Origin of the sequence: Bradyrhizobium sp. (assembly GCF_052389815.1) — a bacterium.
Lineage (GTDB): Bacteria > Pseudomonadota > Alphaproteobacteria > Rhizobiales > Xanthobacteraceae > Bradyrhizobium.
The window spans coordinates 1-20800 of sequence record NZ_JBQTHN010000005.1; the positions used below are offsets into that span (position 1 = coordinate 1).

22 protein-coding genes and 1 pseudogene are annotated in these 20800 nt (G+C 61.7%); 7 read left to right on the plus strand and 16 right to left on the minus strand.

From position 1 onward, the window contains the following. The coding region (locus ACT4OC_RS00830) for an AAA family ATPase (RefSeq protein ID WP_444837203.1) at positions 1–304 on the minus strand (304 nt) is incomplete at its 3' end. Positions 305–701: 397 nt separating this feature from the next. Here ACT4OC_RS00830 and ACT4OC_RS00835 point away from each other — a divergent pair. Then, positions 702–1145 (plus strand): response regulator, encoded by a 444-nt coding sequence (locus ACT4OC_RS00835; RefSeq protein ID WP_444837204.1) that lies wholly within the window; start codon positions 702–704, stop codon positions 1143–1145. 51 nt (positions 1146–1196) lie between these two features. Continuing rightward, positions 1197–1649 carry a SufE family protein gene (locus tag ACT4OC_RS00840; protein ID WP_444837205.1) on the plus strand — a complete coding sequence of 151 codons (453 nt, stop codon included), beginning with the start codon at positions 1197–1199 and terminating at the stop codon, positions 1647–1649. Between the two features lie 12 nt (positions 1650–1661). On the opposite strand, the gene ACT4OC_RS00845 is transcribed toward ACT4OC_RS00840, so the two are convergent. From ACT4OC_RS00845 to ACT4OC_RS00890, 10 genes are all read right to left on the minus strand, one after another. Then, a complete protein-coding gene (locus tag ACT4OC_RS00845) occupies positions 1662–1991 on the minus strand; it encodes a nitrogen fixation protein NifZ (RefSeq protein WP_444837206.1) in 330 nt (109 codons plus the stop codon). Then, the gene (locus ACT4OC_RS00850) at positions 1988–3229 is read right to left on the minus strand and encodes a cysteine desulfurase (RefSeq protein WP_444837207.1); all 1242 of its coding nucleotides are present in this window, start codon (positions 3227–3229) and stop codon (positions 1988–1990) included. The genes ACT4OC_RS00845 and ACT4OC_RS00850 overlap by 4 nt, the downstream gene beginning before the upstream one ends. Positions 3230–3233: 4 nt before the next feature. Beyond that, a complete protein-coding gene (sufD, locus tag ACT4OC_RS00855; RefSeq protein WP_444837208.1) occupies positions 3234–4565 on the minus strand; it encodes a Fe-S cluster assembly protein SufD in 1332 nt (443 codons plus the stop codon). 5 nt (positions 4566–4570) lie between these two features. Further along, complete coding sequence (gene sufC, locus ACT4OC_RS00860) at positions 4571–5329, minus strand: Fe-S cluster assembly ATPase SufC (RefSeq protein WP_444837209.1); 759 nt, start codon at positions 5327–5329, stop codon at positions 4571–4573. A 34-nt stretch (positions 5330–5363) separates the two neighbouring features. Continuing rightward, the gene (gene sufB, locus ACT4OC_RS00865) at positions 5364–6860 is read right to left on the minus strand and encodes a Fe-S cluster assembly protein SufB (RefSeq protein WP_444837210.1); all 1497 of its coding nucleotides are present in this window, start codon (positions 6858–6860) and stop codon (positions 5364–5366) included. A gap of 180 nt (positions 6861–7040) precedes the next feature. Beyond that, the gene (locus ACT4OC_RS00870) at positions 7041–7235 is read right to left on the minus strand and encodes a 4Fe-4S binding protein (protein ID WP_014892091.1); all 195 of its coding nucleotides are present in this window, start codon (positions 7233–7235) and stop codon (positions 7041–7043) included. 167 nt (positions 7236–7402) lie between these two features. Then, complete coding sequence (nifA, locus tag ACT4OC_RS00875) at positions 7403–9154, minus strand: nif-specific transcriptional activator NifA (RefSeq protein ID WP_444837211.1); 1752 nt, start codon at positions 9152–9154, stop codon at positions 7403–7405. A gap of 71 nt (positions 9155–9225) precedes the next feature. After that, entirely contained in the window at positions 9226–9420 is a 195-nt protein-coding gene (locus tag ACT4OC_RS00880) for a hypothetical protein (protein WP_444837212.1), read from the minus strand. 28 nt (positions 9421–9448) lie between these two features. Next, positions 9449–10279 carry an SDR family NAD(P)-dependent oxidoreductase gene (locus ACT4OC_RS00885; RefSeq protein ID WP_444837354.1) on the minus strand — a complete coding sequence of 277 codons (831 nt, stop codon included), beginning with the start codon at positions 10277–10279 and terminating at the stop codon, positions 9449–9451. 188 nt (positions 10280–10467) lie between these two features. Then, a complete protein-coding gene (locus ACT4OC_RS00890; protein ID WP_444837213.1) occupies positions 10468–10800 on the minus strand; it encodes an antibiotic biosynthesis monooxygenase family protein in 333 nt (110 codons plus the stop codon). A gap of 220 nt (positions 10801–11020) precedes the next feature. Here ACT4OC_RS00890 and ACT4OC_RS00895 point away from each other — a divergent pair, with 220 nt between their 5' ends. The 3 genes and pseudogenes from ACT4OC_RS00895 to ACT4OC_RS00905 form a co-directional block, all read left to right on the plus strand. Continuing rightward, positions 11021–11248 carry an FmdB family zinc ribbon protein gene (locus ACT4OC_RS00895; protein WP_444837214.1) on the plus strand — a complete coding sequence of 76 codons (228 nt, stop codon included), beginning with the start codon at positions 11021–11023 and terminating at the stop codon, positions 11246–11248. A 259-nt stretch (positions 11249–11507) separates the two neighbouring features. Then, positions 11508–12143, plus strand: coding sequence for a hypothetical protein (locus ACT4OC_RS00900; protein ID WP_444837215.1), 636 nt, complete (start codon positions 11508–11510; stop codon positions 12141–12143). 1104 nt (positions 12144–13247) lie between these two features. Continuing rightward, positions 13248–13298: pseudogene (locus ACT4OC_RS00905) on the plus strand ((2Fe-2S)-binding protein); the annotation flags it as partial. 56 nt (positions 13299–13354) lie between these two features. Here the strand turns inward: ACT4OC_RS00905 and ACT4OC_RS00910 are convergent. Genes ACT4OC_RS00910 through ACT4OC_RS00920 form a run of 3 tightly spaced genes read right to left on the minus strand, consistent with a single transcriptional unit; the run spans position 13355 to position 16549 of the window. Beyond that, the gene (locus tag ACT4OC_RS00910; RefSeq protein WP_444837216.1) at positions 13355–14101 is read right to left on the minus strand and encodes an SDR family NAD(P)-dependent oxidoreductase; all 747 of its coding nucleotides are present in this window, start codon (positions 14099–14101) and stop codon (positions 13355–13357) included. Between the two features lie 55 nt (positions 14102–14156). Next, positions 14157–15395 (minus strand): thiolase family protein, encoded by a 1239-nt coding sequence (locus ACT4OC_RS00915; RefSeq protein ID WP_057199221.1) that lies wholly within the window; start codon positions 15393–15395, stop codon positions 14157–14159. Between the two features lie 44 nt (positions 15396–15439). Beyond that, a complete protein-coding gene (locus ACT4OC_RS00920; protein ID WP_057199301.1) occupies positions 15440–16549 on the minus strand; it encodes a CaiB/BaiF CoA transferase family protein in 1110 nt (369 codons plus the stop codon). 108 nt (positions 16550–16657) lie between these two features. Here ACT4OC_RS00920 and ACT4OC_RS00925 point away from each other — a divergent pair, with 108 nt between their 5' ends. Both ACT4OC_RS00925 and ACT4OC_RS00930 read left to right on the plus strand, forming a co-directional pair. Continuing rightward, complete coding sequence (locus ACT4OC_RS00925; protein WP_230646578.1) at positions 16658–17434, plus strand: enoyl-CoA hydratase/isomerase family protein; 777 nt, start codon at positions 16658–16660, stop codon at positions 17432–17434. 35 nt (positions 17435–17469) lie between these two features. Beyond that, positions 17470–18690: a phenylacetate--CoA ligase family protein gene (locus tag ACT4OC_RS00930; RefSeq protein WP_024343243.1), complete on the plus strand. Its 1221-nt coding sequence runs from the start codon at positions 17470–17472 to the stop codon at positions 18688–18690. A 22-nt stretch (positions 18691–18712) separates the two neighbouring features. On the opposite strand, the gene ACT4OC_RS00935 is transcribed toward ACT4OC_RS00930, so the two are convergent. Together ACT4OC_RS00935 and ACT4OC_RS00940 are read right to left on the minus strand one after the other, a co-directional pair. Continuing rightward, positions 18713–19504 (minus strand): ABC transporter ATP-binding protein, encoded by a 792-nt coding sequence (locus ACT4OC_RS00935; RefSeq protein ID WP_057199223.1) that lies wholly within the window; start codon positions 19502–19504, stop codon positions 18713–18715. Positions 19505–19564: 60 nt separating this feature from the next. Further along, complete coding sequence (locus tag ACT4OC_RS00940; protein ID WP_057199224.1) at positions 19565–20794, minus strand: ABC transporter substrate-binding protein; 1230 nt, start codon at positions 20792–20794, stop codon at positions 19565–19567. Between the last annotated feature and the right edge of the window lie 6 nt (positions 20795–20800).

Consider the following 20800-nt stretch of genomic DNA (forward strand, 5'->3'; position numbering starts at 1 on the left):
GACCAGCACAGCCGACGCCCGGCTCCGGACCGCCGGATTCGACGCAGCGGATGTCGCGATAGCCGACCTTCATGACCTCTTCGATTTCGAGGTCTTCGACGCTGCCGGCGGCAGCGGCAAGGCTCAGGATGGTGTCCTGCGCCTTGGCGTGCAGGATCAGGCGGGTGGAATCCGCCTTGGGGTCGCAGCCGACGATCAGGATCCTGTGACCCATCTCGGCCAGCGCAGCCAGGGTGTTCTGGGAGGTGGTCGACTTGCCGATACCTCCCTTGCCGTAAAACGCGATTTGTCGCAGTGAAGACATGTTGCTCTCCGTAGACCGATTTCCTGTGCGCGAACCGCGCGATCCAATCTCGTTGCACCCCTTGCAGCGCGTCGCCCCCTGCCTGTCCTCATCGAGGACCTTCGCGAGCAGCCACACGCTTTCGCAAGAACGACGTTTGCAACGACTGTGCCAGCGGCGCCCGCCGACGAAATTTTCATTGATTCTAAATAGATAACGAACAGAGCGGCGCTTGTTGCAAACCCGACATGACTGCGCGTCACCCGACGTCAGCGCGATGCGCTGTCTCAAACAAAACAACACGGTGACCGGCGCATGCGAGAACCGACGCCCGCGGCAGGAAAACCGCCTCGTTTGAGCGTTTCCCGCCGCGGTACGGCGTTTGCTTATTGATCCAGGTCAAATCAGCGAGGGTGCTATGCGCGCGCGTTTCGAATCCCGCCATCAAGCAGACACCGGCTGCATTTTCGTCGTCGAAAGCGACGAGGTGGTCCGGTCGGCGCTGCAATTCATCCTGAGGGGGCATCGCGAGACTCACGGCTTCAAGAGCCTCGATCAGGCGCTGCTCAAGGGCGCGGAACTGACGCCGGAGATCGTCATGCTTGGGATCGGCTTTTTGCAAAGCGACGGCGAACGCATGTTGGCCGAGATCGCCCGCCGCTTACCCGGTGCGAAGATCCTCATGGTGGCGAACTCCGCCAATGATCCCCTCGCTCGCAACAGCCTGAAGTGGGGAGCACACGATGTGCTCGGCAAGCCCATCGCCTTCGATTCCGTTCATTGCAAGGTCGATGCGTTGCTCGGACGCCGCGGGAATTCTTCCGCCTTGCTCGGACTGCTGCCGTCATCGGCAGCGTGGTGAACGGTCAACAACATTCGCAAGATGACCTCGCAAAAGGAGGCTACGGCATCGATGGATCATTCACCCCTGACGAATTCTCCCGACATCGACGAGATCATCGACAACTTCTCGATGCTTGACGATTGGGACGACCGGTACCGCTATGTCATCGAGCTCGGCCGTGGCCTGCGCCCGCTGCCCGAAATCCATCGAACAGATGCGAACAAGGTGCAGGGTTGCGCCAGCCAGGTCTGGCTGGCAACCACCGTCTCTCCGGGCGCGGACGGCCCCAGGCTACACTTCGCCGGCGACAGCGACGCCCACATCGTCCGTGGGCTCGTCGCCATCCTACTGGCCCTGGTTTCGGGCAAGCCTACCGGCGAAATTCTGGCAGCCGATCCGATCGCGTTGTTCGAGCGCCTCGGCTTGCGCGAACATCTCACCCCGCAACGCTCGAACGGATTTCGTTCGATGGTCGAACGCGTCCGCGCCGATGCCCGGCAGGCGCTCAGGGCTGCGGCTTGAGTCCGACCGAATTCAGGTAGACCAGGCGGCCCTCACCATCTCTCGGCCGCGCATGATGACCACCACCGCGCGCGTTGCGAATTCGACCGTGTAGTAGATCTCGCCAAGGAAACTCCAGCTTTGCCGGATAATTCCAGCATCGCCCTTGTGGACCAGAGTCTCGCCGATGTCGCGGTGAGGGTCGATGCCGTCGTTCTTGAACAGCGCGGTCGACCGCACCGTATCGCCCAGCTTGAATTCGGGGATGCCCGCGATCCAACCCGATTGCTCGACCCGCCGCCGGCGCGCATCGTGGACGACCCGGGCGATCGTCGCGCGTTTTGGCGAAATCCGGGGGCTCATGCGAAGAACTCCTGTGCCTTCGTAAGGGCGCGCGCGAGGCAATCGACCTCGTCTCGCGTGTTGTAAAGGGCAAACGACGCACGACAGGTCGCCGGCACGCCGAAGCGTTCGAGCAGCGGCATCGCGCAGTGGGTGCCGGCCCGGACCGCGATTCCTGAGCGATCGATGATGGTGGCGAAATCGTGGGGATGCCCGCCCTTCATTTCGAACGAGACGATTGCGCCCTTGTCCCTTGCCGAGCCGATGATGCGCAGCGAATTGATCTCGCCGAGCCGCTCGTGGGCGTATCTGGTCAGGTCGGTCTCGTGCGCCCGGATGCGGGCCTTGCCGATCGAGTTGATGTAGTCGATCGCGGCGCCAAGCCCGATCGCCTGCACGATCGCCGGCGTTCCGGCCTCAAACCGGTGCGGCGGCTCGCCGTACGTGACGCGGTCCTGAGACACTTCGCGGATCATTTCGCCGCCGCCGTTAAACGGCGGCATGGCGGCGAGGTGTTCATGCTTGCCATAGAGCGCGCCGATCCCGGTCGGGCCGTAGAGCTTGTGTCCAGTGATGACGAAGAAATCGCAGTCGATGTCGCGGACGTCGACGTCCATGTGCACCGACGATTGTGCGCCGTCGATCAGAACGGGAATCCCACGGGCATGCGCGATCCGGACCACTTCCTTGACCGGCACGATGGTTCCTAACACATTCGACATCTGCGTGATCGCCACCATTTTGGTGCGATCGGTCAGGAGCTTTTCGAACTCGTCGAGCAGGAAGTTGCCGTCGTCGTCGACCGGAACCCATTTGATCACCGCGCCCTGGCGCTCCCTGAGGAAATGCCACGGCACGATGTTGGCGTGGTGCTCCATGATCGAGAGAACGATTTCGTCGCCCGGCCCGATGCGCTCGCGTCCAAAGGTCTGCGCGACCAGATTGATCGCTTCCGTCGCGCCGCGCGTGAATATGATTTCCTCGCTGCGTTCGGCGTTGAGAAACGTGGCGACCTTCTGGCGCGCGCCCTCGTAGCCTTCGGTCGCCGCATTGGCGAGAAAATGCAGGCCGCGGTGGACGTTGGCATATTCGGAACGGTACGCCTGCGTCAGGCGATCGAGCACCATCGCCGGCTTCTGCGCCGAGGCGGCGTTGTCGAGATAGACCAGCGGCTTGCCGTGAACCTGCAGCCCGAGGATCGGAAAGTCCTCGCGAACCCGCCCGACGTCGTAACTGCCATTGCTTACTGCGGGGTGCATGGCTTCATCTCCGCATCCCCAGCCAGTCCAGCGTCGCGTCCAGCAGCGCGTCGCGAATGCCCAGATGCTCGACGGCCTCGACCACTTCGGCTGCGAACGCCTGAATCAGCAGCGCTTCGGCTTCCTTCTCGGGGATTCCACGGGCCATCAGGTAGAATTTGAGCTGATCGTCCAGCGTGCCGGTCGTCGCGCCATGGCCGCACTGGACGTCATCCGCGAAGATCTCCAGTTCCGGCTTGCAGTTCGCCTCGGCACCGTCGGACAGTAGCAGCGCGCGCGCCATCATCTTGGCATCGGTCTTCTGCGCCTCTTGCCGGACGGTGATCTTGCCCTGGAACACCGCACGGGCATTGTCGTCGACGACAGCCTTGAACACTTCCCGGCTCTCGCTGCCGGCCGCGGCGTGGTCGATGGCCAACGTGGTGTCGGCATGCTGGCCGCCGGCCAGCAGGCTCGCGCCCCGGATGGAAGCAACCGTTCCCTCCCCCGCCAGCCGCACGAACATCTGGTTGCGCACAATGGCCCCGCCAGTGGTGAAACTCAGTTCATTGAACCTGGCGCGCGCGCCGATGTTCGCCAGCAGCGTTCCAACATGCAGCGCAGTGCTCCCCTCGCGGGTGCACTTGACATGGTCGAGCCGAGCCTCGTCGCCGACCACGACCTGCAGCACGGTGTTGACCTGATAATCCGACCGGTCCGGCCCGTCGTGGGTCTCGATGACGGTCACCCGCGCCCCGCCGCCGATCACGGCCAGCGATCGCGTGAACATCGCGGCCGGCGGCGCGCCGGTGGAAATGAAAGAAAGATGGATCGGGCGGTCGATGGTCACGCCAGGAGAAACCGCGATCACCACGCCATCGCCCGCCAGCGCCGTATTGAGCGACAGCGCCGGTTCGTTTGCCGGAACGATATCGCCCAGACGCTGCGACAACAGCGGCTCGTCCAATGCGAGGGCATCGGCCATCGAGCGAATGGTGAGACCCATCTCGAGACCCTCGAGATCGGAGATATCGGCAGCAAATGTACCGTCAACGATCATCAGCCGCCGAAAGCCGAGGCCGGCGAGCCGGTCGCCGGACTCCCGGGCACGCGTCCTGGCAGCGATATCCGGCGCGACAGCAAGCGGTTTGGCATCCTGCATCAGCCGCCGCAGATCGGTGTATCTCCATGCCTCGACCCGCGAGTTCGGCAACCCCGCAAGGGTAAAGTGATTGAATGCCGCGGCGCGTTCGGCCGCGACATCGTCGCCGCCGGGCAACGACGGTCGGGCCGCCGCGTAGACGTCGGCCAACCCGAGTTCTGCTTTGGTCCTGATGGCACGGATTCCAGCGTTCATGACCGTCAAGCCGCCTCGTTCTGGTATTGCGCGTAACCGGTCTCCTCGAGCTGCAGCGCAAGCTCCTTGCCGCCGGTCTTCACGATGCGGCCAGCGGCGAGCACGTGGACGACATCGGGCACGATGTAATCCAGCAAGCGCTGGTAGTGCGTGATCACGATCATGCCCCGCTCGGCCGAGCGCAGTGCGTTGACGCCGTTGGCAACTACTTTCAGGGCGTCAATGTCGAGACCGGAATCGGTTTCGTCGAGCACGCACAGAAGCGGCTCCAGGAGCGCCATCTGCAGCGTCTCGTTGCGCTTCTTTTCGCCGCCCGAAAAACCCACATTGAGCGGCCGGCGCAGCATCTCGGCGTCGATGCCGAGCTTCTTTGCAATCTCGCGCACGCGCTTGATGAGGTCGGGCGACGACAATTCCTCCTCGCCGCGCTGCCGGCGCTGGGCGTTGAGTGCGGTGCGCAGGAACGTCATGGTGGCAACACCGGGGATTTCCAGCGGATACTGGAAGGCGAGGAACACGCCCTTGGCGGCACGCTCGTCGGGCGACATTTCGAGCAGGTTCTCGCCCCTGAACAGGATCTCGCCACCGGTAATTTCATAGCCGGGCTTGCCTGCCAGCACGTAGGACAGAGTCGACTTGCCGGCGCCGTTGGGGCCCATGATGGCGTGGATTTCGCCCTTGTCGACCGTGAGATCCAGGCCGTTCAGGATCTTTCGGCCGCCGACCTCGGCGCGAAGGTCTCGGATTGCGAGCAGCGGCGTCATAGCGAAATCCCTCCGTTGCGTGGTTGACCAATGCTCATCCCACACTTCCTTCCAGCGAGATCGAGATCAGCTTCTGCGCCTCGACCGCGAATTCCATCGGCAGCTGCTGCAGCACGTCCTTGACGAACCCGTTGACCACCAGGCCGACGGCTTCTTCCTGGCTGAGCCCACGCTGGATGCAGTAGAACAGCACGTCCTCGGAAATCTTCGAGGTGGTCGCCTCGTGCTCGAAGGTGGCCGACGAATTCTTCGCCTCAACATACGGCACGGTGTGCGCGCCGCACTTATCCCCGATCAAGAGCGAGTCGCAGGCGGTGTAGTTGCGTGCGCCGGTCGCCTTGCGGTGTGCGGTGACCAGGCCGCGATAGGTGTTCTGGGATTTGCCGGCGGCGATGCCCTTGGAGATGATCCGGCTGGTCGTGTTCTTGCCCAGGTGAATCATCTTGGTGCCGGAATCGACCTGCTGGTGACCGTTCGAAATCGCGATCGAGTAGAACTCGCCGCGCGAGTGATCACCACGCAGGATGCAGCTCGGATATTTCCAGGTGATGGCCGAACCGGTCTCGACCTGGGTCCAGGAAATCTTCGAATGATTGCCGCGGCAGTCGCCACGCTTGGTGACGAAGTTGTAGATGCCGCCGACACCTTCGGAGTTGCCGGGGTACCAGTTCTGCACCGTCGAATACTTGATCTCGGCGTCATCGTGCGCGACGAGTTCGACGACGGCGGCATGGAGCTGGTTCTCGTCGCGCTGCGGCGCGGTGCAGCCTTCGAGATAGCTGACGTAAGAACCCCTGTCGGCGATGATCAGCGTGCGCTCGAACTGGCCGGTGTTGCGTTCGTTGATGCGGAAATAGGTCGACAGCTCCATCGGGCAGCGCACGCCCGGCGGCACGTAGACGAACGAGCCGTCGGAAAATACCGCCGAGTTCAGCGTGGCAAAGAAATTGTCCGAGGTCGGCACCACGGAACCGAGATACTTCTTCACCAGTTCCGGATGCTCGCGGATGGCTTCGGAGATCGGCATGAAGATCACGCCGGCCTTCTTCAGCTCTTCCTTGAAGGTGGTGGCGACGGAGACCGAGTCGAACACCGCGTCGACGGCGATCTTGCGCTTTTCCGGTGATGCTTCGCCCGGACGCGGCTCGACGCCCTCCAGCATCGCCACCTCGCGCAGGGGAATGCCGAGCTTCTCGTAAGTCTTGAGGATTTCGGGATCGATCTCGTCAAGCGAGCCGATCGATTTCTTTGGCTTCGGCGCCGCGTAATAATAGAGATCCTGGTAGTCGATCTTGGGGTAGTTGACGCGCGCCCAGGTCGGTTCCGTCATGGTCAGCCAGCGGCGATAGGCCTCGAGCCGCCATTCCAGCATCCATGCCGGCTCGTTCTTCTTCGCAGAGATGAAGCGGACGGTGTCTTCCGACAGTCCCTTCGCAGCCTTGTCGGATTCAATCTCGGTGACGAATCCGTATTTGTATTGCTCGACATCGATGCCGCGGACTCGATCGACGGTCTCCTGTACGGCTGCCATTCGTCACTCCGCCCGCGGCTTCGATTGTTTGGTTCGCGCTCGCGCCGCCGTCCTCGCGATCACATAGCGCACGCGCAAGTCCTCGTCGGCGACAAACCTCATCAGCATCCCGCCAAGCCAGGCAAACATCCCGACCTTCTCACTGCAATTCTCGCTATTGCCCGCCATGGCAGTCGATCCCTATGCGGGCACGCAGGTATTCTCGACCGGACAGACCACCGCGCACTGCGGCGTATCGAAATGCCCCTCGCATTCGGTGCATTTCTTCGGGTCGATAATGTACATGTCGTTCTTCAGGCGGATGGCGGCGTTGGGGCACTCGAACTCGCACGCTCCGCACACCGTGCATTGCGAAGCGATGATTTTGTAGGCCATCCCGTGACTCCCGCGTGCTTGCGATGCCAGACGACAATCTCGTCGGCATTCCTCTTTCAAGCCGCGTGCCAACAGTCAGAGGTTTGATTTATATCGACTATTCGTCTTGCCCTGCGGGCGAGGGACTGTCATGGCCCCGACAGGCTGTCGCAAGTGCGACAGTCCTGTCAGAGACGCTTGACCTCGATGCCGTGCTTCTTCAGGGCATAGCCGATCTGGCGCGGGGTCAATCCGAGAATTCGGGCGGCCTTGGCCTGAACCCAGCCCGCTTTTTCCATCGCCTCAGTGAACCGGTCGCGATCAGGCACTTCCCCGCGGTTCACCGCCGGCGATCCGGACGGCGCTGCAGTCGCGTCAACTTCGCGCGGCCCCGGCGGCGGGCCGGCAGGCGCGCGGGCGATTCCGCCCGCCGGCGCGATCGGCAATATCGGCAGCGATACCGCCGGCCGCAGACGCTGGGGCGCGAGGTCGGAATGCCCCTTCCACAGCATCGCAGACAGACATTCATTGCGACGGCAGGCGAAATCATCCATCACGATGCAGGGGCCCTGCGCAAGTGTCGCCGTCCGCTGGATGCAATTCTCCAGTTCGCGCACGTTGCCCGGGAAGCCGCAGCCCATCAGCACTTCCATCGCCCTGGCGTCGAAGGTGAGGGTCCGGTCGTTCTCGCCATTGAAGCGCTTGAGGAACTCGACCGCGAGCTGGGGAATGTCGCTGCGCCGGTCGCGCAGCGGCGGCATCAACATCGGCACGACGCTGATGCGATAATAGAGGTCGGCGCGAAACTCGTTGCGAGCTACCGCTTCCTCGAGATTCCTGTTGGTGGCCGTCACGACCCGCACATCAACCTTGATGGTGTGGTTGCCGCCGACGCGCTCGAACTCCTGTTCCTGGAGAACCCGCAGCAGCTTGGCCTGGAAGGCCGCGGAAATTTCGCCGATCTCATCGAGAAACAGCGTCCCCTTGTCAGCCAGTTCGAACCGTCCCTTCCGCGCGTTGATGGCGCCCGTGAACGCTCCCTTCTCATGGCCGAATAGTTCGGATTCGAGCACCGATTCCGGCAGCGCTGCACAGTTTATCTTGATGAATGGCCCCTTGGCGCGGGGAGACAGTTCGTGAATGGCCTTGGCGATCAATTCCTTGCCGGTGCCGGATTCGCCGCGCAACAACACCGGAGAGTGAGATTTCGCAACGATATTGATCTTTTCGAGCAGCGAGCGCAGCGCGGGACTGTCTCCGATGATGCCCTTGACGTGTACCTTCTTTCGCTCCTTGACCGGCTTGAGTTCAGACAACTCCTTCTGCAGCCGGTAGCTCTCGGCCATCAGGCGATCGCGGTCGCGGGAAACGACGCGGTGGAGCTGAACGGTTTGCCCGATCAGGTTGGCAATCATCGTCAGGAAACGCACATCAGTGTCCAATCGGAACACCGCGCGGCCGTCCCAGATCCGGTCGATGCTCAAGGTTCCGACGACCTTGGTGCCAACCCGGATCGGAACGCCGATGAACGACACCGTGACATTGTGTGCTGCGCCAAGCGCAGCCGCGTCGGTCGCAAACAGCGGATGCGTTGCGACGTTTTCCACGACTAGCGGGACCGCGGTTGCCACGATCTGTCCAATCGCCATTCCCGGCAGCCGGGCGCGATAGCGCTCGTCGGTTCCCTCGTTCCAGCCGACGCCCACAGTAATGTCCGGAACGTCGTCGTCCGCCAGCAGCGAAATGACGCCATGCCGCATCTGCAGAAATGATGTCAGGACATTGAGGACACTCGAAAGCGTTGTCTCGAGCCGGTTCGGCGCGTTGAGGATCTTGGAAATTTCATAGATCCCCGTGAGCGCGATCTCGCTCAAGGGAATCAGCGGAACGCTCGGCCGCGTGTCCGGGGCTTCGAGCACGGGTGCTGCAGCATGGACCATGGTAACCTCTCCATTGTCCCGAACGTTTCCGACCCGTTTTTCCGAAGAATTGTTGCTATTGTGTCGCATGTTCACACGAATGTCGTGCCCAACTTGGCCTCAACGCTGAGGAAGATGGCGGCGTCAATTGCACACTGGCTTGCCGCAGCATCGAGGAGTTTAACCACGAAATTGCGCGTTCCGGGCACTTTCCCGCCGGCCGCATTGATCCAGATCAAATTGTGACGACTGATTTGCAGGCAGCCGGGCCAAGTCACTATCTCCATACATCACCTGTTTTTCCTGCCAGACCGCTCAGACGTGCTGTCCGCCGTTGATCTGGATTTCCTCGCCGGTGACGTAGCTTGCTGCGTCCGAGCAGAGAAAGAAAAGCACCTTCGCAACCTCTTCAGGCCGGCCGATCCGCTGCATTGGAATCGTCGGCGCAAGCCGCGCCTCGGTTTCCGGCGAGAGAATATCGGTCTTGATCTCGCCGGGGGCGATTGCGTTGACGCGGATGCCGTGCGGCGCGTAGTCGTGCGCCATTTCCCGCGTCAAGCATGCCAGTGCCGCTTTTGACGTTGCGTACGCCGTGCCCGCAAAAGGATGCACGCGGGACCCGACGATCGACGTTACGTTCACGATCGAGCCGCCCGCCGCTTTCAACTCATCGAACATCCCCCGCGCCAGCATGATCGGCGCCAGCAGATTGACGTGAAACACGTTCATCCAGGTCTCGACGGGAGTGCTCAGCGAACTGAGTCGATCGCCCTCCGGGCCTTTTGGCGAGATCGCGGCATTGTTTATCAGCGCGTGGAGCGGCGCTCCCGCGAGCCGCGCCTTGAGTTCTGCGATCCCGCGTGGCATCGCGCGATGATCGCCCAGCTCGATCTGGACATGATTGTCCGATCCAGCATCCCAGGGACAGCGCTCGCCGTCGAACGGCTGGCGCGAGCAGGTGATGATGCGCCAGCCGGCTTCCGAGAACAGCTTTCCCGTGGCGTGCCCGATGCCGCGCGAAGCGCCGGTCAGCACCAGCGTCTTCTGCTCTCCCGCCTCGCGATCCCGTTGATCGGCATGAAACGGGCACGATGCAACGTCCGGAGTCCCGTGCACCGGCTGCGCATCGCGTTCCTTGACCTGCACGTCGAGGCTCACCCGGTTCCCACTTCTCTGCCTTGGTGAACAGGGATGTGCAGGAACCGGGCCACCGATTTACGCGCCATTACCGGCCGAATGGACTGTCCTGACCCCGACATGTTGACGAATCCGCAACATTCGACGTCCGGTTTCCGACAATAGCTCGTCGACGCCATGCGGCTTCGCCTCTCCGCTCAAACCGCCTCAGCCTTTCCGCTGGCGACTGTCTGGATAGCTTCAAAACCCTCGAACTGCGGATGCCCGAGATAAAGCGGCTTGTTGTTGCCGGCCGATTGATGCGCAGCACGAAACGCCTCGGATCTGGTCCACGCTTCAAAAGATGTGCGGTCCTTCCAGATCGTGTGCGAGGCATACAGCGTGTGATCTTCGGCTTCAGGACCCTTCAGGAGGTGAAATTCCACAAAGCCCGGAACCTTATGGAGATGAGTGTCGCGCGACATCCAGACATCCTCGAAGGCTGCCTCTGAGCCTTTGGCGACGCGGAACCGGTTCATGGCAATAAACATCGGGAATTTCCTTGTCTGTTTTGGGTTGGCACGCGCCATAACACGCCGGCACGAATTGTAATTCAAGACACCGCCGATCTGGCGTCAGCCGAACGCGCAACAGGCGAACCGCGCCTGGTGCGGTTTCTCTGCCGGTTTTGGTCCGCTTCCTGCTTGGTCACAGGTGAAGGCAGTTTGCGTGCGGACGGACCGCCGGGCAGCCTGAGTGGGAGACGCGGACATGCCCCTCTATGGTTTTCATTGTACCGAATGCGGCAAGGATACCGAACTCTTGATCAGCGCCGGTGACACGCCAACGTGTCCCCGCTGCGGCAGCGAGAAACTGGATCGTTTGATATCTCGCGTGGCGCCCCCGGGAAAAAGCCGTGGTATCGCGAAGGCGGCACGTTCCCGAGCAGCCCGTGAGGGGCATCTGAGCCAATACAAGCGATCGGAACGTCGAAGCTGACCACATGCTTCTCTCGTTCGCTTTCCACGGTGACATGGCGGTACGACAATCGAAGCTGCGATCGAGAGCATCCAACAGGCTCAGACAACGTCGGCTGAGGCTATCGGGATTCCAGGCATTGGTTGCAAATGCATTTGATTAGCAGAAGACGAGCCACCTGCGGCTTCGACAATCTTCCTCGCATGACAACGTTATCCTGTCACGCGGTGTTCATTGGATCTCACTACCGGTCGGCAACCTAACTGGGCAGGGATTTCACATGAGCCTCTTCACTGACATGCTGCAAGCTCAACGCTTCGATGATTATCGCTACTATCATCAGAGCCGGATCAATCAGACACTGCATTTGATCAGCGCCGTGATTTTTCTCGGCTGCTACGGGCTGCTCTTCAAGGATGCTGCGCTCGCTGGTCTCGTCGGCTGGCTGGCGATGCTGACGCGGCAAGCCGGTCATTTCTTCTTCGAACCAAACGGCTTTGACGCGGTCAACAACGTCACGCACGAGTACAAGGAGACGATCAAGGTCGGCTTCAACCAGAGCCGCAAGATTGTCCTCTTGCTCGTTTGGGGATTGGCGCCGCTGGCTTTGCTTCTGTCTCCGACACTGTTTGGCTTCTTCGATCCGCCAACCGGCAGGATGGATTTCGTCCATGGCGTCGGAAAGCTTTGGCTCGTGATCGGTATCGGCGGCGGCCTGTTCCGGATGATCCAGCTGTTCATTACCAAGGATGTTCCAACCGGCCTCGTATGGGTCAGCAAGGTCCTCACTGACCCGTTTCACAACATCGCGCTCTACTACAAATCGCCACTTGCCCTGTTGCGCGGCGAGTTGATCGATACATCCATCGGCAAGGCTCGCTGGAATCACGATGAAGAGGCTGCCCGATTGACCTAAACCCGCCGAATCACTGCCATTCGCTGTCGTGGCGAAGAAGCCGAGGAGATTATTCGACTGTACCCAGTAGCAATCTAGGTCCCCTCGGCTAAGCTCTTGAAAAGACTCGCGCGCTCGTAGCTCAGCTAGATCGAGCATCGGATTTCGATTCCGCGGGTGGTGCTACGAAATTCTGATGTGTCAATTCTGGACTTGCCGAAGCAGAGTGTACCCCGACAGCAGACGGTTCCATAACCGCTCATTCGGCGAATATGCCACGTCCCTGTGATTGTAGAGCCCTGGGCGGAAAGTGCTCGCAAACACCGCTGGTCACCACTAGGCGTGCACAGTTCGTCTCCGAGACAAACTCTAGCGTATGATATCGTGGCTCGTGGTAGTGGGGGAGCGACTCGAACCCCAGCGCAGCCATTCCCGCTTTTCGCTCTCTGACCAGACTGCACCTGGGCGAGGCAAACGTCCCTCCCCCAGCCTGCCAAGCTATGAGCTTTCGCGAATTTGCTCACCCGTGCGTCAACAGACTCCATTCGCATGTTTGCTTACCAGTTGGACCATTGGAGGGAGTCAGGTCATCGACAATGAATAAGTGGCGAGCGAAATAGCGACGTCTTTCTTCAACGGGCAGCGGATTCCGCCATTTCCAAATGAAGCAACAAGGAAGCGATTTAGCTGAGTAATATCAACTGGCTGGGGCGGGAGGGATCGAACCTCCGAATGGCGGAATCAAAATCCGCTTGATTATTCTGCTGTTTCAAGACGTATTTGGAAAAATGGACGAAATTCGCTCCAGTAATTTTAATACCTTAGCTGCTGTTTCCAAATGAATGCGGGACTCAGGGGGCAGCTTGTAGCGTGCTCTCGTGCGGTCAAGGTAAGCGCGATGGCTAGAAACCCGCGGGTGACCGTGTGAAGCGGTTCTTGACCCGTCCAGTGCCGAGCGAGTACCGATACGACGCGAGGATCTCTTTCGGCCAGAATCTCGCGGCGGAGGGCCGCAACACCCGGTTCTTGCTTTTCGTCGACGAGAAAATTCCTGGGCTTGTTGCATAACGAGAGTTCGCCAGTAGTGTCTTGGTGGAGCACCACTCGGAATAAAACTGCGAACTCTTTCGTTATCGAAATCGCGGCTTTGAATTCTGCACATCCTGCCCAAAGTAATCGGCGGCGGTCATTGAACCGCTGTTGAAATTTCGGAGGGCCAGAAGCGGCATCATCTAGCGCGGCTGCATTCGCGCGCCTGCGTCAATGCTGATAGTTGTGGCGTTAAGATAGGCATTCTCGGCGATGTGCTTGACCAAACTGGCGAACTCGTGGGGTTGCCCCATCCTGTTCGGATAAAGGATCATACGGTCAACGATCGACTGCGAAACCTTCGGCGGCATGCCGGCGACCATCCCGGTGTCGAACAAGCCCGGTGCAATGGAGACGACGCGAATGCCATGTTCAGCGAGGTCACGCGCGACAGGCAAGGTGAGGCCGACCACGCCGGCCTTGCTGGCGCTGTAGGCCGCCTGGCCCACCTGCCCTTGCGAGGCTGCGCCGGATGCGGTGTTGATGATGACGCCACGTTCGCCGCTCGGGCCCTCCGGTTGGTTGCAGGTCATAGCGAGCGCCGCAAAGCGGATGATGTTGAAGGTGCCGGTGAGATTGATGCCGATGACCTTGTTCCAGGTCGCCAGCGGAAACGGCTGCCCCTTCGATACGGTCTTGGCCGCATCGGCGACGCCCGCACAATTGACGGCGATATGAACCGCCTGGAATGCTTCGAGCACAGCCTCGATCGCGGAGCTAACGCTGGTCTCGTCGGCAACGTCGACAACACGCCCGAATGCCGCGCTCCCCAGTTCCCGGCAAAGATCGGCGAGCCGCGACTCGTCACGATCGAAGGCGGCGACACGCACGCCCGCCTTCGCCAGTGTGACGCACGATGCCCGCCCGAGCCCCGACGCCGCGCCGGTCACGATTGCAACTTTTCCATTCAACTGCATGAGAGCCCCTCTTGCTCGATCTTCTGTATCAGCGGCCAAGGATGGTGATGCAGGCTACCGCCTCTTCGATGCCCTGAAGGCCGCCGCCGTTTTCGGCGAGCGCGATGCGCGCCCCCTCGACCTGCCGCGGTCCCGCCTCGCCGCGCAGTTGCGCCACCAGTTCATGTACCTGCCCGATGCCGGTGGCGCCGACGGGATGTCCCTTGGATTCAAGTCCGCCGGACGGATTGACCGGTATAAGTCCGCCGAGCGCGGTGTCACCGCGCTCCGAAATGATGCCGCCTTCACCGAAATCGCAGAATCCGAGGTTCTCGATCTGGATGATCTCGCCCATGGCCGTCGCGTCATGCACCTCGGCGACAGCGACGTCGTCCGGGCCGATACCGGCCTTGTTGTAGGCCTTTTTCGCCGCGAGCGCGGTACAGTGCCGCTCCACTTCGGACGGATCACGATCGCTACCGGTCTGGATGACCGATGCCAGCACGCGGATGGCCCGCGACTTGTCGAGACCAAGCCGCTTCAAGCCCGCCTCGGTCGCGAGGATCGCAGCCGCCGCACCGTCCGATATCGGCGAGCACATCGGAAGCGTCAGCGGATAGGTGATCGGCGGGGCATTCAGCACTTCGTCGACCGAATAGGCATTGCGAAACTGCGCCAGCGGATTTTCCACGGAATGCCGATGGTTCTTCGCCGCCACCGCAGCAAGCTGGCGCTGCGTGGTGCCGAAGCGCTTCATGTGCTGACGTGAGAACGCGGCGTAGACATCCATGAACACGCTGTAGGGCTTGTCCGAGGTCGTGCCTTCCGGCACCTCGACTCCCTCGCCGAGCGCTAGCAGCCTGTCGCGAATTTCGCCGTCGCGGCTGACGTCCCAGGCACTATCGAATGCCTCGAACATCAGCTTGCGATCTGTCGAGAACATCTTCTCGGCGCCGAGCGCGAGCGCAACGTCCCCCTCACCCGCCTTAAGGAAAGTCACGGCAAGGTTGAACGCCGTGCTGCCGCTGGCACAGGCGTTCTCGACATTGACAACGGGAACGCCGCCGATTCCCATTTCGCGTAGCAGGATCTCGCCGCGGATCATGTGCTGGCGCTCCATATGGCCTTGCGACGCGTTGGCGAAGAAGGCCGCTTCGATGTCAGACTTCTGCAATCCCGCATCGCCGAGCGCGGCATCCACCGCGCTGCGCGACAGGGTCTTCATATCGATATCGAGCATGCGCCCAAACGGGGTCATGCCAACACCGACCACATAGATGTCGCTCATCGCGCCCTCCCTTGAGGATTGGAATCTTCTCTGGTCTCTACCTGCTAGTCCTTGAGCTCCGGCAGTGCACGCAGCACCTGCTCCGTATGCTCGCCAAGGCCGGGCACGCCGGAGCGCGGACCGGGATGCTCGCCGGAAAAAATCAACGGCTGCGCCACATGGTGGCTCCGCCCGCCGTTCCCATCCGCCACCTCGCGGAACAGCCCGCGCGCCCGGAAATGCGGATCGGCGGTCACCTCGCTCAACGAGTTCACCGGCCCCCATGGAATCCCGGCGGCATCCAGCTTCTGCGCCCAATCGGTGCGATCGCGCGTCGCCAGCACGGCAGCGACCTTGCCTCGCAAGGCATCGCCGCGCGCGACCCGCTCGCTGCGATTGAAGCCGGCCGCATCAGGCATGCCGAGCAACTCGCACAGCGGCCGCCAGAACCAGTCTTCATGAGCAATCGACAACGTGAGGAGACGGCCATCGGCACACTTGAAGACGCCATAGGCCGGCTCGGCGCCGATGTCGGCGAGCGGCGCACCGTTCATCACCGGACCGAGCATCACCGACATCCAGGACACCAGGCCGTCCGTCATCGAGACGTCGACATATTTTCCTTCTCCCGTACGTGCGCGCTCGAACAGCGCCGCCAACGTGCCGACGGCAGCGAACATGCCGGAGGACAGGTCGCCGATCGCGATGCTTCCCGGATCCTCCACCGAGCCTTGCTCGGCGTGACGAAAGAGAAACCCGGCAAGTGCCTGATAGGAGATGTCGTGGGCGGGGCGATCGCGATACGGCCCGTCCTGCCCGAAGCCGGAGATCGAGACATAGACCATCCTTGGGTTGAGCTCCGCCATCGCCTCATGGCCGAAGCCGAGACGCGCCATGGTGCCCGGACGAAATCCTTCCATCAGCACGTCGGCGGAAGCGACCAGCCTGCGCAGGTTCAGCTTGCCTTCAACGCTCTTGAGATCCAGCGCCACCGAGCGCTTGCCGCGATTGAGCGCGCCGTGAAAGGCCGGAAACTGCCGTGCAGGATCTCCCGCGCCCGGACGTTCCACCAGGATCACGTCGGCGCCAAGATCACTTAGCAACAAGGTTGCGTAAGGCCCGGGATACTGCTCAGCCAGACTGATCACCCGAATTCCAGCGAGGGGAAGACTCATCTCGATCGCTCTTTCCGGCAGCGGCTTGACTTGCATTAATCCCGACAGTCTGTAACATAACCTTACGAATAATCAACTAACTCGAAAGTCAATTCCGAGGAAAGTCCGGTGGAATCGGTTATCTCTGAAATTCGGGGTGGCGCGATGTGGATCACGCTGAACCGGCCGGATGCACTCAATGCCATCACTCCCGCGGTGATTTCGGGCATCAACGCGGCGCTCGACAAGGCTCAGCTGTCAGACGTCCGCGCAGTAGTGCTGACCGGAACGGGGCGCGCATTCTGCGCCGGCGCCGACCTCAAATTCGTACGCGGCGAAGCCGGGAACGAAACGTCGCTGAGCCGCCTTCTCGATACCGTTCTCCTTGTCATGAACCGGCTCGAGACGTTTCCCATGCCGGTGATCGCGTCGCTGAACGGATTGACGTTGGCTGGCGGCTTGGAACTGATGCTGTGCTGCGATCTCGTCGTCGCGGCGCGCTCGGCCAAGCTGGGCGACGCCCATGCAAATTTTGGGCTCTTGCCCGGCGGCGGCAGCTCGGTGCGGCTGCCGCGTAAGATCGGCCCGACCCGCGCAAAATATCTGCTCTACACCGGCGAGTTCGTGCCAGCCGAACAGCTCGTTGCCGCCGGACTGGTCAACGAGGTCGTCGATGACGACATGCTGATCCCGGCGACCGAGGCGCTGGTCGCCAAGCTCGTCAACAAGAGCCCGCTCGTGCTTCGGCGCATGAAGGTGCTGGTCGATGATGGCCTCGAGCAACCTTGTGCGATAGCACTGCGACAAGAACTGCTCGCCAGCGAAGTCCACGCCCGCAGCAACGACCTGAAGGAGGGACTTGCCGCATTCGAGGAAAAACGCAAACCACGCTTCACCGGCAAATAGGAAAAGCAAGTCGGGAATGCCAAGAGGAGACGGTAATGAGCCAGGAGACGCGCTTCACGGTCCTGCAACAGATCCAGCGTGCGGCCCACCAGCTCGCACCCGCCATTCGGGAGATGTTCGATCGCGCAGGCCTCGCTCCAGCCGATCTCAAGACCGTGGACGACCTGTCGCGGCTGCCCGTATTCAAAAAGGAGTCGCTGGTCGAGTTACAACGCCAGCGGCCGCCATTCGGGGGTTTCCTTGCAGCAAAGGATGAAGAAATCGTCCGTATCTTCGTCTCTCCCGGCCCCATCAACGAACCTCAACTGAGGCACGACCGCGACGGATGCGGCTTCGGCACGGCCTTTGCCGCCGCCGGCCTCGGCCCCGGCGATCGCGTGCTCAACACCTGGTCCTATCATCTCGTGCCTGCCGGCCTTCTGCTCGACGAGGGCCTGCGCTCGGTCGGCGCGACGGTGATTCCAGCCGGCACCGGCGGCAGCGAGTTGCAGGCGAAGCTGGTGACCGACCTTGGCGTGACCTGCATCTGCGCCTCGACCGCCTTCTTCATCACGCTAGCGGAAGCCATCGAGGCGATGGGTCATTCGCTGCCCGGTGGCTGGAAGGTCAGAACTGCGTTGCTCGGCGGCGAACTCGGCGACTGGCTCGGCAAGCGCCGTCGCCTGGAAGCCAGGTACGGCGTTCGCACCTTCGCAGTCTATGCGACGGCGGACTTCGGCGTGATCGCCTTCGAAAATGGCGCGCAGGACGGCGGCTACGAGGTTCACCAGGACCGCATCGTGCAAATCTGTGACCCGACGACGGGGGCTCCGCTTCCGCACGGCGAGCCCGGCGAGATCGTGGTTACCACGCTGACGCCGGGCTGGCCGCTGATCCGGTTCGGTACCGGCGACGTCGCCGTCGCCACGGCTATGAACGCCGATGGCACGGTGCGCAGGATCGGCATGCTGCAGGGACGCGTCGGGCAGGCGGTGAAGGCGCGCGAGATATTCATCTATCCGCGCCAGCTCGAAGACCTCGCCATTGCCATTCCGGGAATCGGCCGCGCGCAGGCCATCGTCACCCGCCCGCAACAGCGGGAAGAGATCACGGTGCGGCTTTCGCTGCTTCCGGATGCGGACCGCGACGCCGTCCTGGCGGCGGCGCCGGCCCGCTTCAACGCGCTGTCTCGTCTGAAGGCCGACCGTATCGAGGTGGTAGGAACAGACGAACTGCCGGCCGACGCTCCATTCGTCGTCGACCGGAAGGACGCCTGACCCCGCACCGGCACGCAGCGCCTCAGCCGAGCCACCGCTTGCGGCGTCGATAATGCTTGATGTCGCGGTAGCTCTTGCGCTCGCCCTTAAGGTCAAGCCCGAGGTAGAACTCCCGCACGTCCTCGTTGTTTCGCAGCTCTTCCGCGGCGCCTTCGAGGACGATGCGTCCATTCTCCATGACGTAGCCGTAGTCGGCGATATCCAACGCGACGCGCGTGTTCTGTTCGACGATCAGAAGCGTGGTCCCGCTTGCCTTGAGGTCCTTCAGCAGCTCGAACACCTCGTCGATCATCAACGGCGCTAGGCCAAGCGACGGCTCGTCAATCATGATCAGCCTGGGATTGGCCATCATCGCGCGCCCGATCACGACCATTTGCTGTTCGCCGCCGGACAGATAGCCGGTTATCCGATCCTTGAGCGCCGCAAGCCGGCGAATGCGATCGTAGACATGATCAAGGCGCTTGCGTACCTCACGCCCCGACGATTCCATGTGGCCGCCGACCAGCAGATTCTGCTCGACGGTCAGATGGCGCAACACGCGGCGGCCCTCCATCACATGGATAATGCCGCCTCGAACGACTTCGGTCGGGTCCGCCCTGTCGATTCTCTTGCCGTCGAAACCGATATTGCCGGAGGTCACCCGGCCGTCCTCGACGCGTATGATGCCGGAAATCGCTTTCAGCGTCGTCGACTTGCCGGCCCCATTGCCGCCGAGCAACGCAACGCATTTGCCATCCGGCACGGCGAGCGAAATGCCCTTCACCGCCAGAATGACGTCGCTGTAGATGACTTCAACGTTGTTCAGCTCGAGCAAAACGCAAGCCTCCCGAGGGGATCCGACCGGGCCCGCGGGACCCGGCCGGATGGCGTTACTTCACCACTTGTTAATGGACGGCACCGGCACGTTGGCAGCAGCCTCCGTGTACTTGCCGTCCTTGATGGTGACGATACTCGCGACCAGCCCCTGCGTCGGGAACGGCCCGTCGTTCGAGAACTTGGTGTTGCCGAGAATCTTGTAGGTCTCATCCGCGGAGATCGTCGTCGACATCAGCGCCTCGCGGACAGCTTCGCCCGTGACCTTGTCCGCGCCGACCTTCTTGGCCGCAGCTTCGATGGCCCGCATCGCAATCAGCGCCTGACCAAGACCTTGGACAGCCGAAACCGTCCATTTGGCCTTGAGGTCGTACTTGCTCTGAAGCATCTCGAAGAACTCGCGGCCAGGCGTCTTTGTGTCGGTGGGCGCAGCCATCGCATAAACTTCGTAATCGCCCTCCATCTGCTTGACGTCGCCGATCGCGCGGCCGGATTCCGCCAGTCCGTTGTGCGAACTCATGACAATCGGCACCTGTTTGCCGAGCGACTGCAGCGCCCGCTTGGTGGCGACCACGGCGGCCGTGTTCGTCATGACCATGATCACTTCGGCTCCCTTACGGGTCACGCGGTTGACCTGGGTGGTCAAATCGGTGGGCTGAACTTCCGTGAACACAACCTCGACGACTTCGACCTTGTCCGGATTGTCGGAGGCATATCGCTGGACACCCTTGTGCTGGTCGACATAGGCCGGCGAGGCTTCCGACGAGATGATCGCGACCTTCAGCGGCCCGCTGCCTCCGCGCTTCTGGCGGAACCACTCGAAGAACGCAGTGGCCTCATGGCTGTAGGTCGGGCGCTGGTTGAAGATCCACGGATCGGGCTTCCAGGCAAAGCCATACGCGGCAGTCGACATCACCATCGGGATCTTGTCGGACGGCAGCCGCCCCTGAAGCGCGGCGACGTCGGGTCCGCCGACCCCAAGCACGATAATCGGATTTAGCTCGGCCTTGATGCCGGGCCACAGGCTCGCCACCTGCGCCGCATCATAGCGGTGATCGTAATCCTTGGTGCCGAGCTTGACGCCGATCTTCTTGCCGACTTCGGCATTCCACCATTCGATGACCGGCCGGCGCGCACCGATCAGGTCCTTCATCACATCCGCATAAGGACCGGTAAAATCGGCAAGCGACGCCACATTGTAGGTCGTCTGGGCACCGGCCGGCGCCGAGATCGTCAGCAAACCGAGCGCAGCGGCCGCCCCAAAGATCTTGATGTGCTTCAAGATTGTCATCTTCAG

What these genes read in the sequence shown, in the direction of transcription:
- ACT4OC_RS00835 (WP_444837204.1), top strand. Translation starts at nt 702, where the DNA reads ATGCGCGCGCGTTTCGAATCCCGCCATCAAGCAGACACCGGCTGCATT.
- ACT4OC_RS00840 (WP_444837205.1), top strand. Translation starts at nt 1,197, where the DNA reads ATGGATCATTCACCCCTGACGAATTCTCCCGACATCGACGAGATCATC.
- ACT4OC_RS00845 (WP_444837206.1), bottom strand. Translation starts at nt 1,991, where the DNA reads ATGAGCCCCCGGATTTCGCCAAAACGCGCGACGATCGCCCGGGTCGTC.
- ACT4OC_RS00850 (WP_444837207.1), bottom strand. Translation starts at nt 3,229, where the DNA reads ATGCACCCCGCAGTAAGCAATGGCAGTTACGACGTCGGGCGGGTTCGC.
- sufD (WP_444837208.1), bottom strand. Translation starts at nt 4,565, where the DNA reads ATGAACGCTGGAATCCGTGCCATCAGGACCAAAGCAGAACTCGGGTTG.
- sufC (WP_444837209.1), bottom strand. Translation starts at nt 5,329, where the DNA reads ATGACGCCGCTGCTCGCAATCCGAGACCTTCGCGCCGAGGTCGGCGGC.
- sufB (WP_444837210.1), bottom strand. Translation starts at nt 6,860, where the DNA reads ATGGCAGCCGTACAGGAGACCGTCGATCGAGTCCGCGGCATCGATGTC.
- ACT4OC_RS00870 (WP_014892091.1), bottom strand. Translation starts at nt 7,235, where the DNA reads ATGGCCTACAAAATCATCGCTTCGCAATGCACGGTGTGCGGAGCGTGC.
- nifA (WP_444837211.1), bottom strand. Translation starts at nt 9,154, where the DNA reads ATGGTCCATGCTGCAGCACCCGTGCTCGAAGCCCCGGACACGCGGCCG.
- ACT4OC_RS00880 (WP_444837212.1), bottom strand. Translation starts at nt 9,420, where the DNA reads ATGGAGATAGTGACTTGGCCCGGCTGCCTGCAAATCAGTCGTCACAAT.
- ACT4OC_RS00890 (WP_444837213.1), bottom strand. Translation starts at nt 10,800, where the DNA reads ATGTTTATTGCCATGAACCGGTTCCGCGTCGCCAAAGGCTCAGAGGCA.
- ACT4OC_RS00895 (WP_444837214.1), top strand. Translation starts at nt 11,021, where the DNA reads ATGCCCCTCTATGGTTTTCATTGTACCGAATGCGGCAAGGATACCGAA.
- ACT4OC_RS00900 (WP_444837215.1), top strand. Translation starts at nt 11,508, where the DNA reads ATGAGCCTCTTCACTGACATGCTGCAAGCTCAACGCTTCGATGATTAT.
- ACT4OC_RS00915 (WP_057199221.1), bottom strand. Translation starts at nt 15,395, where the DNA reads ATGAGCGACATCTATGTGGTCGGTGTTGGCATGACCCCGTTTGGGCGC.
- ACT4OC_RS00920 (WP_057199301.1), bottom strand. Translation starts at nt 16,549, where the DNA reads ATGAGTCTTCCCCTCGCTGGAATTCGGGTGATCAGTCTGGCTGAGCAG.
- ACT4OC_RS00930 (WP_024343243.1), top strand. Translation starts at nt 17,470, where the DNA reads ATGAGCCAGGAGACGCGCTTCACGGTCCTGCAACAGATCCAGCGTGCG.
- ACT4OC_RS00940 (WP_057199224.1), bottom strand. Translation starts at nt 20,794, where the DNA reads ATGACAATCTTGAAGCACATCAAGATCTTTGGGGCGGCCGCTGCGCTC.